Here is a 13,992-nt window from a genome sequence, read left to right as displayed (position 1 = left end):
GAACCCTAGCGGAAACGCACGTCTGCATCCTCGAACCGGTCGATGAGCAGGTGTGCGAACGGAAACAATATGATTGTGGCGAGGAATTGCCAGGCGACGGCGATGGGGTCCGCTGTCGCATGCGCCCCGACCATCGTGAACAGGAAAGCCGCCCCGAGCGCCAGCCCGGTCGCCGCGGCGTACCAGGCCCACATGACCGGGAAGCTCTGACCGGCCATCATGCTGCGGCCGATCAGCGCCGCGCCGTAGACGAGGAGCAGCGACAGGGCCCACAGCCCCATGGGCGCGCCCCAGAGGATATCGAGGAACAGCCCCATCAGCAGCACACCGGCGGGCGCCAGCATGGAAGGACGGATCACCGCCCAGGCGAAGGCCGGCACCATCGGGAAGATCGGCTCAGGCAGGCTGAGACCGAAGGGCCGGAAGGGCAGCGAGAACAGGACGGTCAGGATCAGGCACTGGACGAGCGGGACCCCGATCCAGCGCCAGGGGGCCAAGGGGCGCGCGCCGGCCATCTAGAACGGGACCTCCGACGGAGGCGGGGATTGCGGCTGGGGCGCGGGCGCCGGGGGCGTGGCGGTCGCGGGTCGAGGCGGCGCAGCGGCGGCGGGCCGTGGCGTCGCCGGCCGCGGCGTCGCTGGTCGAGAGGCGGCCGGCGCGCTGGCGGCCGGGCGCGCCGCTGCTGGAGCGGTCTGGGCCGGAGCAGCGGGCGTCGCCGACGTCACCCCGACGATCGGCGGTGGACTGGCTGGCGGCGGCACCGGCATGCGGTTTAGTTCGGCGGCCGCCGCGGCGGTCAGCTGCGAGAAGTCCTGGAACAGCATCACCTGGACGAAGTCGACCGGGGCGGCGTCGGAGGCCAGAACCGCGCGCCAACGGCCGTCCAGGCCCTTGACCGCGACTCCGACCGGCAGGCCGCGCGGCAGGACGCCGCCGTCGCCGGAGGTGACGATGCGGTCGCCCTGCTTCACCGGGTCCTGGCCGCGCAGGTATTCGAGCCGCGGATTGGGACCGCCGTCGCCGGCGAGGATGGCGCGCGCGTTGGTGCGGTCGATCATCACCGGGGTGCGCGAGGCGATGTCGGTAAGCAACAGGATGCGGCTGGCGCCGTCAGTAACGCCGATCACACGGCCAACCAAGCCGTTCTCGCTCATCACCGGGTTGCCCGGCCTGATGCCCTTCTCCTTGCCGGAGTTGGCCAGGCGGGTGTTGGAGAACGGGCCCCTCGCCTCGCTGACCGTGCGGGCGGCGACCATTGGGATCGGCGGGTCGGTCTTCAGGCCCAGCAGAGCCTTGTAGCGGTCGTTGGTGTCGCGAAGGGCCAAGGCCGCGACCTGCCACTCACGGGCCTGACGCAGCTCTTCCTTGAGGCGGCGGTTCTCGGAAACGGCGAAGAAGTAGCCGCGGACGCCCTCGACGCCGCTGCCGATCCACTCGCCCGGGGTCGCCAGCACGCCGGTCACCGGCGCGGCGATTGCATCGCCAACCTTGCGCGAGGCGCCGTAGGCTTCGGTCTGGAAGGTCTCGCGGCGGTCCGACATCAGCAGCACCAGCGCCACCACCATGGCGACAACCAGCGCGACCCCGGCCGTCCACGCCAAGGGCACCTTCAGTTCGCCAAACGGGTTCTCGCGAAGCGCCACCTGAACCTGCTCGCCCTAGAGGCGCAGCCTGGGAGCCCTCCCCCAGACCGCGACTCGGCAATACTACGCCAGGGTGGACTCCAGGACGCCCTTCATCCACTTCGGATGTTCGAGCACCTTGCCGCAGCCGAGCGCCACGCACGACAGCGGGTCGTCAGCCACGGTCACCGGCAGGCCGGTGTGGTCGCGGATTTCGGCGTCCAGCCCGCGCAGCAGCGCGCCGCCGCCGGTCAGCATGATGCCCTTGTCGGCGATGTCGGAGGCGAGTTCCGGCGGGGTGGCTTCCAACGCCATCTTCACGGCGTCGACAATCTGACCGACCGGCTCGGCCAGCGAGTCCGCAGCCTGCTTTTCGCTAATGCGCACTTCGCGCGGCACGCCCTGCATGAGGTCGCGACCCTTGACCTCGATCGACAGACCCTCACCGTCGGCCGGGGCGCGGGCGGTGCCGATTTCCTTCTTGATGCGCTCGGCGGTGGTTTCGCCGATCAGAAGGTTATGGTTGCGGCGCATGTAGCTGATGATCGCCTCGTCCATCTTGTCGCCACCGACGCGGACCGAGCGCGAATAGACGATGCCCGACAGCGAGAGCACGGCGACTTCGGTAGTGCCGCCGCCGATGTCGACCACCATCGAACCGGTCGGTTCGTGGATCGGCAGGCCCGCGCCGATCGCCGCGGCCATCGGCTCGTCGATCAGGCCGACGCGGCGGCCGCCAGCGTTCAGGCAGCTGTCGTTGATGGCGCGGCGTTCGACCGCGGTGGCGCCCGACGGCACGCACACGATCACCTTCGGGTTCACGAAGCCCTTGCGGTTGTGAACCTTGCGGATGAAGTACTTGATCATCTCCTCGGCGACTTCGAAGTCGGCGATGACGCCGTCACGCATCGGGCGGATGGCTTCCATGTGACCGGGGGTGCGGCCCAGCATCTGCTTGGCCTCGATGCCGACGGCATGCACGACCTTGCGGCCGCCGACGTTACGCAAAGCCACGACGGAAGGCTCGTTCAGAACGATGCCCTTGCCCTTCATGTAGATGAGCGTGTTGGCGGTGCCGAGATCGATGGCGATGTCGTTCGAAATGGCGCCGAAGAGGGACGAGATCATGCAGGGCCCTGGAGGGTGGGGAGCAGAATTGGGGGTGTGCAAAGCCCAGGCTGCCGACGCTTCGTTTCGAATCTCGAAACGTCAGGCGACGCCAGCCTCCGCTTGCAGGACAGAAGGTCCGTGTGCCCTGCAAGTGGGCTTATTTCAAGGCTTAAAGAGAGGTCTGTGATTTCGCGTCGCACGTGTACAGGGGGACGCGCCCGGAGGAGCCGCCCGATGGTGGGGGATGGGCTCAAACCGTCGCTGAAATCGGGGCGGAAATACGGCAGCGCAGTCCGGCCTCGTTGAAGTCGACCTCGACCTGTCCGCTCAGTTCGCGTTCAACCGCCCCCCGGATGAAGCGCAGCCCAAAGCCGCGGCGCAGCGGTTGCAACGGCGGCGGCGGCCCGTCGGTCTCGCGCCACTCGAGGAACAAGAAGTCGCTCACCCGCGTCCAGTGCACCAGCAACCGGCCCTTGGGCGACGACAGCGCGCCGTGCCGGGCGGCGTTGGTGGCCAGTTCATGCAACGCCATGGCGAAGGTCACCGATGCGCGGGTCGAGAGCTGGATCGAGGGACCTTCACAGATGGCGACGTCCGGACCGTAGGGGGCCAGAACGCCGGCGACGATGTCGCCGAGATCGGCCGTCTCCCAGCGCCGTTCGGCCAGCCGATTGTGCGCGCTCGAGAGCGCCATGAGCCGCGCCTCGAAGGCCTGGCGCATGCCGGCCGGGTCGCCGACGTCGTGGAAGCTGTGCGCCGCCAGCGACTGCACCGTGGCGAGCGTGTTCTTCACCCGGTGGTTCAGTTCGTCGAGCAGGGTCTTCTGGAGGTCCTCGGCGCGTTTGCGCTCGGTGATGTCGACCAGCATATTGATCGCCCCGACCAGCTCGCCGTCGGCGCCGCTGAGCGGGGTCGGATAGGCGAGCAAGGCGCCCCGACTGCCGTCCGGCCGTTCGAAGATCACCTCGGCCCCGGCGATCTGACGGCGCTCACGGAGGGCGATCGCCATCGGACAGCGCTCAGGCGCCAGCGGCGCGCCGTCGGGTTCGAACAGCTTGAAGGATCCGCACCAGCGGTCCTGACCCAACCTGGGCTCGCGGCCCCAGAGCGTCACCGCGGCGTGGTTGTAGCTGAGGATGCGCCCCTCGGAATCGGTGTGGTAGGTGGCGATCGGCGAAGTCTGGACGACCCTCTGGGTCCAGGCCTGGCGGTTGCGCAGCATTTCACGCGCCTGGCGCAGCTCGGTGACGTCCTGGAGGCTGTTGATCGCTCCCATCAGCCGGCCGCCCTCGTCGAACAGCGGCTCGACATTGGCCAGCAGGTGCGTGCGCCGCCCGTCCAGTTGCAGGATGATCACCTCGCGGTCCTTGACCGGCGCGCCGGTGGCGAGCGCCACCGCAACTGGCGACTGGTCCGGCGACATCGGACTGCCGTCCGGATGAAAGGAGCGTTCGAACGGCGCCCGACCGCCCGCCGGCGGCGGCTTGCCGCCCCACATCTCGACGGCGCGGCTATTGAACTGGATAACCGCCCCTTTGCGGTCGCAGACATAGACGCCGATCGGGAGACGCTCCAGCAGGCCCTCCCAGGTCTGGTAGGCGCGCTTGAGCAGGACCTCGGCGGCCGCCGCCCGGCCGGACAGCCCCGCCTCACCCACCGGAGTTCCCCCGACGTCGTGCATTTCGCCGCCCGCTACCGTGCATCTGGGGCCTCAAATCAGTCAGCGTCCCACATGGTTCCGTCGAGTCGGCGACATTGACGACTCCGCTGTGGACGAACGGTGGACTGTTTCTCCCGCGCTACAGCTAAGCAGCAATCCCAGGCATACAAAGGAAGTTGGTCTAGCGGCCGCGTCGGCCGAACCTCGTGTGCACGAAGATGTCATCTCGCCAGGCGGTCCTGGGCGTCGAAGGCGCCGGCTTCTTTTACGGGTCCAACAAGGTCTTCGAGGGCGTGAGCTTCCAGCTCGACGACGCGCGCACCGCGCTGGTTGGAGAGAACGGCGCCGGAAAATCCACCTTGCTCAAATGCTTGCTGGGCGAACTGGAGTTAATGGACGGCCAGATCGTCCGCTCGCGCGGTCTGAAGATCGGATATGTGCCCCAGGAGACGCCCCCAGGGCTGGCCGGCAAGAGCGTCCGCGAGGTGCTGGAGGCCGCCCTGCCTACGAGCGACGGGTCAGAAGACTGGAAGATCGACGTCCTGCTGGACGAGATCGGCGTCAGCTACGAAACCGCGCAGCAGGCGTTCGGATCGCTGAGCGGCGGCTGGCAGCGTCTGCTGCTGATCGCGGCGGCGGCGCGGCTGGCCGAGCCTGACCTGCTGATCCTCGACGAGCCGACCAATCACCTGGACCTGTCAAACATCAATACGCTGGAGACCTGGCTCGAACAGGATCAGCGGCTGCCGATGCTGATCGTCAGCCACGACCGCGAGTTCCTGCAGCGTATGACCACGCGCACCCTGTTCCTGCGCTCGGACGGGGCCCACAGCTTCAAGACTCCGTTCGTCGAGGCCCGCGAGGCGCTGCTGCAACGCGACGCCGCCGACGCCGTGCGTCGCCAGCTGGAAGGCAAGGAGATCGAGCGCCTGCAGAAGGTTGCGGCCCGCTATCGCGTCTGGGGCGTGAAAAACGACAAGTTCGACAAGCGCGCCAAAGCCACCGAAAAGCGCATCGAGCGTATCGAAGCCGACCGCACGAGCGCCTATGCGGCCCGCGAGCGGCGGCTGGAGCTGCACGACGGCGACATGGACGCCAAGGTCGCATTGCGCATCCGCGACTATGCAGTGACCACGCCGGACGGCAGTCGCAAGCTGTTCTCGATCGAGCGGCTGAGCGTGGCGCGCGGCGACCGCATTGCGCTGCTGGGCGTCAACGGCGCCGGCAAGTCGATGCTTCTGTCGGCCCTGGCCCGCGCCTTCGATCCAGAGCTGGAGCACTATGACGGCCAGGCGCCGATCAGCTTCAACCCCCAGAGCCGGCTGGTCTACTTCGATCAGAAGATGGCCGACCTGCCGCTGAGGACCAGCCTGCTGGACTATGTCGCCTCAGCCGAGGGCGCGAGCGACCGCGACGCCAACGCCCTGCTGGCCAAGGCCGGCTTTCCCTATGTGCGGATCAAGGGACCGATCGGCGACCTCAGCCACGGCGAGCGGGCGCGGCTGGTCTTCCTGCGCATGAAGCTGGCCCGTCCCAACCTCTACCTGCTGGACGAGCCGACCAACCACCTGGACATCGAGGGCCAGGAGGAACTGGAGGCGCAACTGGAGGGCGCCGAGACCGCCTGTCTCTTCGTGTCGCACGACCGCTACTTCACCCGCAGCGCCGCCAACCGCTTCCTGGAGATCCGCAAGGGGCGTTTGGTCGAGGTTGACGGCCCCGAGGCCTTTTTCGCCGCCCAATAGGCGCAGGGCGCGAAACGCCTTAAGTCAGAGGGCATGCAGAATGTGATCACCTGGGCCGGTCGCGGCGCCCTGCTCGTCGTGCTGGCCGTTTGCGTCGTCGGCGCGCTGGACCCGAACTACAACGCCAAGAAGTGGGCGCCGCCGGCCGATGCAGTGATGCACATCATCTACGGCTACCTGCTGACCGTGCTGTCGATTCTGGCGCTTCCGAAGATCAAGCCATGGAAGATCGGCGGCTTCTACCTGGCGCTGGGCGCCGGGCTGGAGGCGACCCAGATCCTCGGCGTGGTGTCGGGCACCTTCCAGTGGAAGGACCTGATCTCCAATGTGGCCGGCGTGGTCGCCGCCCTCTTCCCGATGTGGCTGGCCCGCCGCAAGGCCCGCTAGCGTCCCGGCAGGACCGTGAAGCCGTACTTGCGGAACACCGCCGCGGCCTCGGGCGTGCTCATGAAGGCAAGGAACTTGGCCGCGTCGGCGTTCTTGGAGCTGGCCACCACCGCGGCCGGATAGACGATCTTCGGGTGCGTGCCGTCGGGGAACAGGCCGACGATGCGGACCTTGGGTTCCACCTTGGCGTCGGTGTCGTAGACGATCCCCAGCGGAGCCTCGCCGCGGGCCACGAACTGCAGGGCGGCGCGGACGTTCTCGGCCTGGACCAGCTTGCCCGAGACGCCGTCCCAGACCCCCAGGGCGGTCAGCGAGGCGCGGGCGTACTTTCCGGCCGGCACGTCGGGGCCGGCCACAGCCAGGCGCCCCGGTCCCAAGGTCTTGGCGAGCGGCATGCCCTTGCCGACCTTCAGCGCGACCTTGGAGTCGGCCGGCGCGATCAGGGCGAGGCGATTGGTCAGCAGGTCGCGGCGGGTGGCGGCGATGATCAGCTTGCGCTCGGCCAGATAGTTCATCCAGTGGCTGTCGGCCGAGACATAGACATCGGCGGGCGCGCCCTGCTCGATCTGGCGGGCGATCGCCGAGGAGGCGGCGTAGGAGAAGCGCGCTGCGCCGCCGGCCTTTTCGTATTCGGCCCCGACCTCGTCGAGGGCGTTCTTCAGCGAAGCGGCGGCGAAGACGGTGACCGGCGCGGCGTGGGCCGCTCCGGCCATGAGGGCGGCGGCCAGCAGGCCGGCGGCCCAACGGATGAGCTTCATGAGGCGCGGGCTCCTAGTGCTTGTGCTCGCCCGCGGCGGCGGGCGTGGCGTTGGCGAGGCGGATGAACGATTGTCCCGGGGATGGAGGCCGCTCCGCATAACGCAACTCGATGAGCGGAACCAAGCCAGGTTACGGCCGAGCTCAGCCTAGGGCGGTCATCACAACCCCGATGGCCGTGGCCCCGCCGCCCAGCATCTGGCGGGCGGAGAGCATTTCCTTGAACAGCCGACGCCCCGCCGCCGCGGCGATCGGCGCCTCGATCACGCCGACGGCCCGCACAGCGCCGGCCGGCGCCATGGCTAGGGCCGCGAACCAGCAGGCCGACGCGGCCGCCCCAAAGAAGCCTGCGCCCAGCGACTGGCGCCAGGAGGCGAACACAGCGCGCAACGCCTGCGGGCGGGTGGTCCCCAGGAAGATCAGCAAGCCGAGCGACTGTAGGGTCTGGGCGACGCAGACCGAGGCCGTGGCCGCGAACAGCGGGTGGGCGGAATCGAGCGCGACGCCGGCCTGACGGTAGGCGTTCAGCGTCACGCCAAAGGCCAGGCCCGAGGCCAGGCCGAACAGCGCGCCCTGCGCCGCGCCCTTCTCAGCGCCCGCCTTCGGCCAGGAGAGCACCGCCAGGCCCGCGGTCGTGGCCGCCACGCCGATCCAGGCCGGGGCGCTGAGATGGTCGCCGACGAGAACGCCCATCAGCGCCGCCAGCGGCAGGGACGATTGCTGCATGAAGGTCGCCACAGCAAACCCTGAGCGACGCATGGCGACCAGCAGCGCGGCCGTCGCCGCCACCTGCCCCGCTGCGCCGGCGCTTACCGCCGCGGCGAACCGCCACGAGAACCGTGGATCGGCGTCGGGCGTGGCCATGGCGACCACCGCGAAGATGATAAGGGCGAACGGCAGGCCGAACAGGAAGCGCACGAGGGTCGCCCCCCAGGGGCCGGCGTCGCCGACCAGGCCGCGCTGCAAGGCGTTGCGCGCGACCTGCAGCGGCGCAGCGGCCGCCGTCAGTACAATCCAGAGCATGGCTCAATGCCCGCACGCCACAGCATCCGACAAGCGACTAAGCTTGTCGGTCCCCGTTCGCACAGGTCCTTCCCGAGAAATCGGTGTTGATGGGTCCCGGTCTTCCGCCGCGCGGAAACCGGGATGACACACTGAGCTAGAAGCCCGAAGCGATCGCGTCCGGCGCGCTCTTTTCCTTGCGGGCGAAGAGGTTGTTGAGCGCGTTGACATAGGCCTTGGCCGAGGCGGTCAGGGTATCGGTGTCGGCGGCCTGGCCGGTCGCGATGCGGCCGTCCTCTTCCAGACGGACCGAAACCTGGGCCTGGGCGTCGGTGCCCTCGGTCACAGCATGCACCTGGAACAGGCGCAGGATCGCGGTGTGCGACACCACCTCGTGAATCGCGTTGAACACCGCATCGACCGGACCATCGCCGGTGGCGGTCGCGGTGCGCTCCTCGCCGTCGACCGTCACGGTCAGGGTGGCTTCCTGCGGGCCGTCGGTGCCGGCGATCACGCGCAGGTGCTTGACCTGGATGCGGTCGGCGCCCGAGGCCAGGGCGTCGTCGACCAGGGCGATGATGTCGTCGTCGAAGACGTGCTTCTTCTTGTCGGCCAGATCCTTGAAGCGCTGGAAGGCCTCGTTCAGGGCGTTCTGGCCCAGCTCGTAGCCCAGCTCCTTCAGCTTCTCGCGGAAGCCGGCGCGGCCGGCGTGCTTGCCCATCACCAGGTTGGAAGCGCCCTGCCCGACGGTTTCAGGGCTCATGATCTCGTAGGTGCCGCGGTCCTTCAGCATCCCGTCCTGGTGGATGCCGCTCTCGTGGGCGAAGGCGTTCTTGCCGACGATCGCCTTGTTGAACTGCACCGGGAAGCCGGTGATCGCCGAGACGTAGCGGCTGGCGCGGGTGATGTGCTGGGTCTCGATGCCGGTGTGGAACGGCAGGGCGTCGCCGCGGACCTTCAGGGCCATGACGACTTCTTCCAGCGCCGCGTTGCCCGCGCGCTCGCCGATGCCGTTGATCGCGACTTCGACCTGACGGGCCCCGCCCTGCACCCCGGCCAGACTGTTGGCGACGGCCAGGCCCAAGTCGTTGTGGCAGTGAGTCGAGAAAACGACGGTGTCCGCGCCCGGCACGTTCTCGATCAGGTCGCGGAAAATATCCGCGTATTCAGAGGGATAGGTGTAGCCGACCGTGTCGGGGATGTTGATGGTCTTGGCGCCGGCCTTGATCGCGGCCTCAACGCAGCGGCGCAGGAACTCCTGCTCGGTGCGGGTGGCGTCCTGAGCCGACCATTCGACGTCGCCGCACAGGTTGCGGGCGTGGCCGACCGACTTTGTGATCATCTCCAGGATGTCTTCCTGGCTGGCCTTCAGGATGTGATCACGGTGGCTGGGGCTGGTCGACAGGAAGGTGTGGATCCGGCCGCGCTTGGCCGGACGGATGGCCTCGGCGCAGCGCTCAATGTCGACCATGCCGGCACGGGCCAGGCCGCAGATGGTGCTCTCGGTGACGATCTTCGAGATCTCGCGGACCGCTTCGAAGTCGCCGTTGGAGGCGATCGGGAAGCCGGCCTCGATCACGTCGACGCGCATGTCCTCAAGGATTTTCGACAGCTCCAGCTTTTCGTCCAGCGACATCGAGGCGCCGGGCGACTGCTCGCCGTCACGCATGGTGGTGTCAAAGACGATCACGCGATCACGAGAATCGCGGGCGGGGGCGTCGGAAACGTTGGTCATTTGCGAACTCTCTTCGCGGGTATTCTGTTGGGGCGGGCGATGGGTGATGTGTCCCCTGAGCGCCCAGCCGCGAAGTCGCGCAGCCTAAAGGGTCGCCCAGGGGCGGCTAAGCCCCAGGTCAAGAAGAAGCAGGCTGTTCGGCTGCGTGCGCATGGCGCCGTGTGTACCCAAACGGGGACCGAGCCGCAAGACTATTGCGTAAAATCAACGCCTGAGGCGGATGCGCGCAATAACCTTCCCCTGGGCGCTCAGGCGTTTTCCATCGCCAGCGCCTTCCAGACGGCCGGGCGGGCTATCATCTTGACCATGTGCTCGCTGATCTTCGGGAACTGCGAAGGGTCGACGCCGTCGTCGTCCAGCCAGCTGGCGATGGTGAACAGATAGGGGTCGCAGATCGTGTACTGCTCGCCCATCACCCAGGGGCCGGCGAACATCTCGTCCTCGATCAGCTGGAAGCAGGTGGCCATGTTGTCGGCGACCTTCTCGCGCATGGCGGCCTGGGCGGCGGGATCGTCGGCCCAGCGCGAGGCGCGCGGGCCGTGGGCGTGGGCGACGTGCACGGTCGAGGCGAGATAGGCGTTGAACGCCTGCACCTGGCCGAAGCCGAACGGATCGATAGGGGCCAGCCGAGCGTCAGGAAACGACTGGGCGATGAAGGCCAGTATCGACACGTTTTCGGTCAGAACGCCCAGGTTCGTGACGAGAGCCGGCACCCGGCCCTTGGGGTTGAGGTCCAGGAACTCGGGCTTGTGCTGGTCGCCGGCGCGCAGATCCATGCGGATCGCCTCGTACTCCGCGCCGGCCTCCTCCAGGGCTATGTGCGAGGCGAGCGCGCAGGAGCCGGTCGAATAGAAGAGTCTGAGCATCAGTCGTCCTTCATCGGGCCGCTGATCGCATCCTCGCGCGACTTCAGCCAGTTGCGGGCGAACCAGCCGATGGCGATCCAGGCGGCGATGATCAGGGCCAGCCACAGCAAGTGGGCGCCGCCCTCCCCCTTCAGCACCTGGACGATGGAATTGCCGGCGAAGGCGGTGAGCACGATCTTCGGCACGATGCCGATCGCCGTGCCGAACGCGAAGTCGCGCATCCGCATCGGCGTGACGCCGGCCGCCATGTTGACGACGATGAACGGGGCCGAGGGCACCAGGCGCACGATCAGGCTGGCCAGGAAGCCGTTGCGGCCGACCAGGTCCATGAACCGCTGCACGCCCTGGCTCGACAGCAGCTGCAGGCTGCGCGCGCCCGCCGTCCGCCCCAGATAGAACCCGACCAGGGCCGAGACCATGGTGCCGATCCAGCTGTAGGCGAAGCCGGTCCAGGCGCCGAAGGCGACCACCGCAGCGGCGATCAGCACGAACTGCGGCACCCCGACGAAGGCGAGGATCGCGAAGGCTGCGACCGCCACCGGCAGCGCCCAGGGACCGTCCGAGGCCAAGCCAAGCCAGCGCTCGACCGTCGCCTCGCCGTCGAAGCCCAGAACCTGCGCGCCGAACAGGAAGACCACGCCGACGCCGCCGAACAGCACGAAGGACACGGCCAGCGTGCGCCAGGCCTTGGCGTCCATTTCGGTAAGGAAGCGGATGATGCGGCGCATCGCTCTCCCGTCGCCTGTTCGCGCCGCGCGGTCAAGGAGCGCTCGCAGCCGCCGCGAGCGCCCGCTAGGCTGGCGTCATGCTCCAGGCGGTCGACATTCTAAGCATCCAGACCCGCGGGCGCGGCTTGCACGAAATCAGCGCGGAGGTCCGGCGCTGGACCGAGCGGCAAGGCGTGAAGACCGGACTGCTGACGGTCTTCTGCCGCCACACCTCGGCCTCGCTGCTGATCCAGGAGAACGCGGCGCGCGAGGTGCGCAAAGACCTGGAGGCCTACTTCGAGGCGATCGCCCCCGAGGCGCCCGGCCGTTACGCGCACGACGACGAAGGCCCCGACGACATGCCAGCCCATATCCGCGCCGTTCTGACCGGGGTGCAGCTCTCCATCCCAGTCATCGACGGAGTCCCGGCGCTAGGGACCTGGCAGGGCGTCTACCTGTTCGAGCACCGCCGACGCCCGCACCGGCGCGAGGTGGCGCTGCACCTGCTCGGCGAGGCCTAGCCGCCGGCGGCTGGCTTCCAGTCCGGGCCGGGAATGGTGTTCACCATCCAGGGGATGCCGAACTGGTCGGTGAGGCTGCCGTAGCCTGGCGACCAGAAGGTCGCCTCGAACGGCATGGTCACCTTGCCGCCGGCCGACAGGGCGTCGAACACCCGGCGCGCCTCGGCCGCGTCCTCGCTGTGGAAGGCGACGTCGAAGCCGTTCTTCGGCTTGTCGATGTTCGGCGCGAACTCGGGGGCCATGTCGGCGCCCATCAGCGCCTGGTCGCCGGCTTCCAGCCAACAGTGCATCAGCCAGTCCTTGTACTTGGGGTCCATAGGCATGTCGGGCGGCCCTTCGCCGTAGGGAAAGGCGGCGGTGACCTTGCCGCCCAGAACCTTGGCGTAGAAGTCGAAGGCGGCCCGGCATTGGCCTTGGAAGCTGAGGCTGGTGACGATCTTCATGGCGGCGTCTCCTCGGAGGGCGGCCGGCGATGGCCGCGCCCTGACGAGAACGCCGAACGGCTCGTTTCGTCGCCTCTCGACGGCGGAGCCTGCTCAGGCCATCAAGGGGCCAGATGGCGGACGCGGCGGACATTCGGCCCGATGGCGGCGACGGACGGGACGCGCTGCGCGTCCAGGCCATAGCGGCGGCCATGGGGATCATCGCCGATCAGGGGCTGGCGGCGCTCTCAATCCGCGACCTCGCTCAGAGCATCGGCAAGAGCACGACGGTCATCGTCAACCTCTTCCAGACCAAGGCCGGTCTGCTGGCTGCGGTCGCCGAGGCCGGGCTGGGGGCCGACGCAGCGTTCCATGCGCGCTTCCTGGCGCAGACGGACGGCGCGCCGCTCGACCGCACGACCCTGCGCGCCCTGGCGGCCGGCTACATCACCCGCAGGGCCGCGCCGCAGGCGCGCTTCGTACGCGTGTGGGAAGAGTACCTGACCGACCGCGAGGCCTGCCTCGCCGCCGGGCCGCAGCTTCAGGCCTGGAGGCAGTTGCAGGCGAGGGCCTGGACCGAGTTGCTCGACCGGGCGCCGGCCTTCGCGCGGCTTGCGCCGGTGCTGGCGCCCTACCTGGCCATGGAGGGGCTCTACGCGAGCGCCCTGATCGGACGTGCCGACTACGAGCTGCTGCTCGATGAGTCGCTGGATGGACTGATGGCTCGTGCTCTGGACACGCCGCCGCCGGCGACGCCGGTGCTCGACTGGATCGAGGCCGGCCTCGTCCCGCCGCAGCCGCCGGGCCTGGAAGCCGGGTCGATGAAGCTGCGGCTGCTCGACATCGCCGCCGACCTGATCATGGAGGGCGGCGTCGGGGCGGTGACCAACCGCTCGGTCGCCCAACTCGCCAAGGCGTCGACCTCGACCATCCTCTACCACTTCGGCGACATGCGCAGCTTCCTGGCCCAGGCCATCTGGCACAGCGTGTTCCGCGAAATTCCCGCCTATCTCGACTGGCGCCGACCGCTCGACCGCAGCCGGCCGGCCGACCTCGCGGCGTGGTCGGAGCTGATGGCGGCGACGCTGGAGCCCGCCCCGGCAGGCGCGCCCGCCGACGCCGGCTTCTACGAGAAGTACGCCCGGCTGATCGCCCAGATCTGCCTGCTGGCGCGGCGCGATCCGGCCTTCCAGGATCTGGCGGCTCTGCTGCGCGGGCCGGAAGGCGGCGGAACATTCGCCCGGCGCGAGGCGATCTGGCCGCCGCAGTTCGCGCTGACCCGGATGAGCGCCGCGCATTTCGCCATCTGGATCAAGGGCCGCGCGCTGTTGAACGCTATCGAGCAGGCTCCCACCGAAAACCCGAGGATGCAGCTGCAGTCCGCGGCGCTGGCTATCGCGCCTCGCGCCTGAGAAAACGAACAAGCGTTTTTTTACTCCACATAACGCCGCGCGTCATC

Annotated in this window: 14 protein-coding genes; 4 read left to right on the top strand and 10 right to left on the bottom strand. The window is 68.6% G+C overall.

What is annotated here, in order from left to right:
• Positions 1 to 5: 5 nt before the first annotated feature.
• From GGQ61_RS00660 to GGQ61_RS00645, 4 genes are all read right to left on the bottom strand, one after another.
• Entirely contained in the window at positions 6 to 515 is a 510-nt protein-coding gene (locus tag GGQ61_RS00660) for a hypothetical protein (protein ID WP_183769448.1), read from the bottom strand.
• Entirely contained in the window at positions 516 to 1,643 is a 1,128-nt protein-coding gene (mreC, locus tag GGQ61_RS00655) for a rod shape-determining protein MreC (protein ID WP_183769447.1), read from the bottom strand.
• A gap of 63 nt (positions 1,644 to 1,706) precedes the next feature.
• Positions 1,707 to 2,750, bottom strand: a complete 1,044-nt coding sequence (locus GGQ61_RS00650; RefSeq protein WP_183769446.1) for a rod shape-determining protein — start codon at positions 2,748 to 2,750, stop codon at positions 1,707 to 1,709.
• Positions 2,751 to 2,982: 232 nt separating this feature from the next.
• Positions 2,983 to 4,413 (bottom strand): sensor histidine kinase, encoded by a 1,431-nt coding sequence (locus tag GGQ61_RS00645; RefSeq protein ID WP_183769445.1) that lies wholly within the window; start codon positions 4,411 to 4,413, stop codon positions 2,983 to 2,985.
• A 197-nt stretch (positions 4,414 to 4,610) separates the two neighbouring features.
• Between GGQ61_RS00645 and GGQ61_RS00640 the strand changes: the two genes are divergently transcribed.
• Complete coding sequence (locus GGQ61_RS00640; RefSeq protein ID WP_183769444.1) at positions 4,611 to 6,137, top strand: ABC-F family ATP-binding cassette domain-containing protein; 1,527 nt, start codon at positions 4,611 to 4,613, stop codon at positions 6,135 to 6,137.
• A gap of 33 nt (positions 6,138 to 6,170) precedes the next feature.
• Entirely contained in the window at positions 6,171 to 6,524 is a 354-nt protein-coding gene (locus GGQ61_RS00635; protein WP_183769443.1) for a hypothetical protein, read from the top strand.
• On the opposite strand, the gene modA is transcribed toward GGQ61_RS00635, so the two are convergent.
• The 5 genes from modA to GGQ61_RS00610 form a co-directional block, all read right to left on the bottom strand.
• On the bottom strand, positions 6,521 to 7,282 hold the full coding sequence (gene modA, locus GGQ61_RS00630; RefSeq protein ID WP_183769442.1) for a molybdate ABC transporter substrate-binding protein: 762 nt from the start codon (positions 7,280 to 7,282) through the stop codon (positions 6,521 to 6,523). The two genes, GGQ61_RS00635 and modA, sit on opposite strands and share 4 nt — an antisense overlap.
• A gap of 142 nt (positions 7,283 to 7,424) precedes the next feature.
• A complete protein-coding gene (locus tag GGQ61_RS00625; protein WP_183769441.1) occupies positions 7,425 to 8,303 on the bottom strand; it encodes an EamA family transporter in 879 nt (292 codons plus the stop codon).
• Between the two features lie 136 nt (positions 8,304 to 8,439).
• Positions 8,440 to 10,017: a 2-isopropylmalate synthase gene (locus tag GGQ61_RS00620; RefSeq protein ID WP_183769440.1), complete on the bottom strand. Its 1,578-nt coding sequence runs from the start codon at positions 10,015 to 10,017 to the stop codon at positions 8,440 to 8,442.
• Positions 10,018 to 10,265: 248 nt separating this feature from the next.
• Positions 10,266 to 10,883 (bottom strand): glutathione S-transferase family protein, encoded by a 618-nt coding sequence (locus tag GGQ61_RS00615; protein WP_183769439.1) that lies wholly within the window; start codon positions 10,881 to 10,883, stop codon positions 10,266 to 10,268.
• Positions 10,883 to 11,611 carry a TVP38/TMEM64 family protein gene (locus tag GGQ61_RS00610; RefSeq protein ID WP_183769438.1) on the bottom strand — a complete coding sequence of 243 codons (729 nt, stop codon included), beginning with the start codon at positions 11,609 to 11,611 and terminating at the stop codon, positions 10,883 to 10,885. The genes GGQ61_RS00615 and GGQ61_RS00610 overlap by 1 nt, the downstream gene beginning before the upstream one ends.
• 77 nt (positions 11,612 to 11,688) lie before the next feature.
• Between GGQ61_RS00610 and GGQ61_RS00605 the strand changes: the two genes are divergently transcribed.
• A complete protein-coding gene (locus GGQ61_RS00605) occupies positions 11,689 to 12,111 on the top strand; it encodes a secondary thiamine-phosphate synthase enzyme YjbQ (protein ID WP_183769437.1) in 423 nt (140 codons plus the stop codon).
• Here the strand turns inward: GGQ61_RS00605 and GGQ61_RS00600 are convergent.
• Positions 12,108 to 12,554, bottom strand: coding sequence for a VOC family protein (locus tag GGQ61_RS00600; protein ID WP_183769436.1), 447 nt, complete (start codon positions 12,552 to 12,554; stop codon positions 12,108 to 12,110). The genes GGQ61_RS00605 and GGQ61_RS00600 overlap by 4 nt on opposite strands.
• Before the next feature lie 113 nt (positions 12,555 to 12,667).
• On the opposite strand from GGQ61_RS00600, the gene GGQ61_RS00595 reads away from it, so the two are divergent.
• Positions 12,668 to 13,945, top strand: a complete 1,278-nt coding sequence (locus GGQ61_RS00595) for a TetR family transcriptional regulator (protein WP_183769435.1) — start codon at positions 12,668 to 12,670, stop codon at positions 13,943 to 13,945.
• Positions 13,946 to 13,992 lie beyond the last annotated feature (47 nt).

The sequence above is a fragment of the Phenylobacterium haematophilum genome (assembly GCF_014196295.1).
Lineage (GTDB): Bacteria > Pseudomonadota > Alphaproteobacteria > Caulobacterales > Caulobacteraceae > Phenylobacterium > Phenylobacterium haematophilum.
The sequence above is the reverse complement of the archived record's forward strand: the minus strand, read 5'-3'. Positions and strand labels throughout refer to the sequence as shown.

Bases quoted from the DNA above. Each gene is read 5' to 3' on its own strand.
- GGQ61_RS00660 (WP_183769448.1), bottom strand. From the start codon at position 515: ATGGCCGGCGCGCGCCCCTTGGCCCCCTGGCGCTGGATCGGGGTCCCG.
- GGQ61_RS00650 (WP_183769446.1), bottom strand. From the start codon at position 2,750: ATGATCTCGTCCCTCTTCGGCGCCATTTCGAACGACATCGCCATCGAT.
- GGQ61_RS00645 (WP_183769445.1), bottom strand. From the start codon at position 4,413: ATGCACGACGTCGGGGGAACTCCGGTGGGTGAGGCGGGGCTGTCCGGC.
- GGQ61_RS00640 (WP_183769444.1), top strand. From the start codon at position 4,611: ATGTCATCTCGCCAGGCGGTCCTGGGCGTCGAAGGCGCCGGCTTCTTT.
- GGQ61_RS00635 (WP_183769443.1), top strand. From the start codon at position 6,171: ATGCAGAATGTGATCACCTGGGCCGGTCGCGGCGCCCTGCTCGTCGTG.
- modA (WP_183769442.1), bottom strand. From the start codon at position 7,282: ATGAAGCTCATCCGTTGGGCCGCCGGCCTGCTGGCCGCCGCCCTCATG.
- GGQ61_RS00625 (WP_183769441.1), bottom strand. From the start codon at position 8,303: ATGCTCTGGATTGTACTGACGGCGGCCGCTGCGCCGCTGCAGGTCGCG.
- GGQ61_RS00620 (WP_183769440.1), bottom strand. From the start codon at position 10,017: ATGACCAACGTTTCCGACGCCCCCGCCCGCGATTCTCGTGATCGCGTG.
- GGQ61_RS00615 (WP_183769439.1), bottom strand. From the start codon at position 10,883: ATGCTCAGACTCTTCTATTCGACCGGCTCCTGCGCGCTCGCCTCGCAC.
- GGQ61_RS00610 (WP_183769438.1), bottom strand. From the start codon at position 11,611: ATGCGCCGCATCATCCGCTTCCTTACCGAAATGGACGCCAAGGCCTGG.
- GGQ61_RS00605 (WP_183769437.1), top strand. From the start codon at position 11,689: ATGCTCCAGGCGGTCGACATTCTAAGCATCCAGACCCGCGGGCGCGGC.
- GGQ61_RS00600 (WP_183769436.1), bottom strand. From the start codon at position 12,554: ATGAAGATCGTCACCAGCCTCAGCTTCCAAGGCCAATGCCGGGCCGCC.
- GGQ61_RS00595 (WP_183769435.1), top strand. From the start codon at position 12,668: ATGGCGGACGCGGCGGACATTCGGCCCGATGGCGGCGACGGACGGGAC.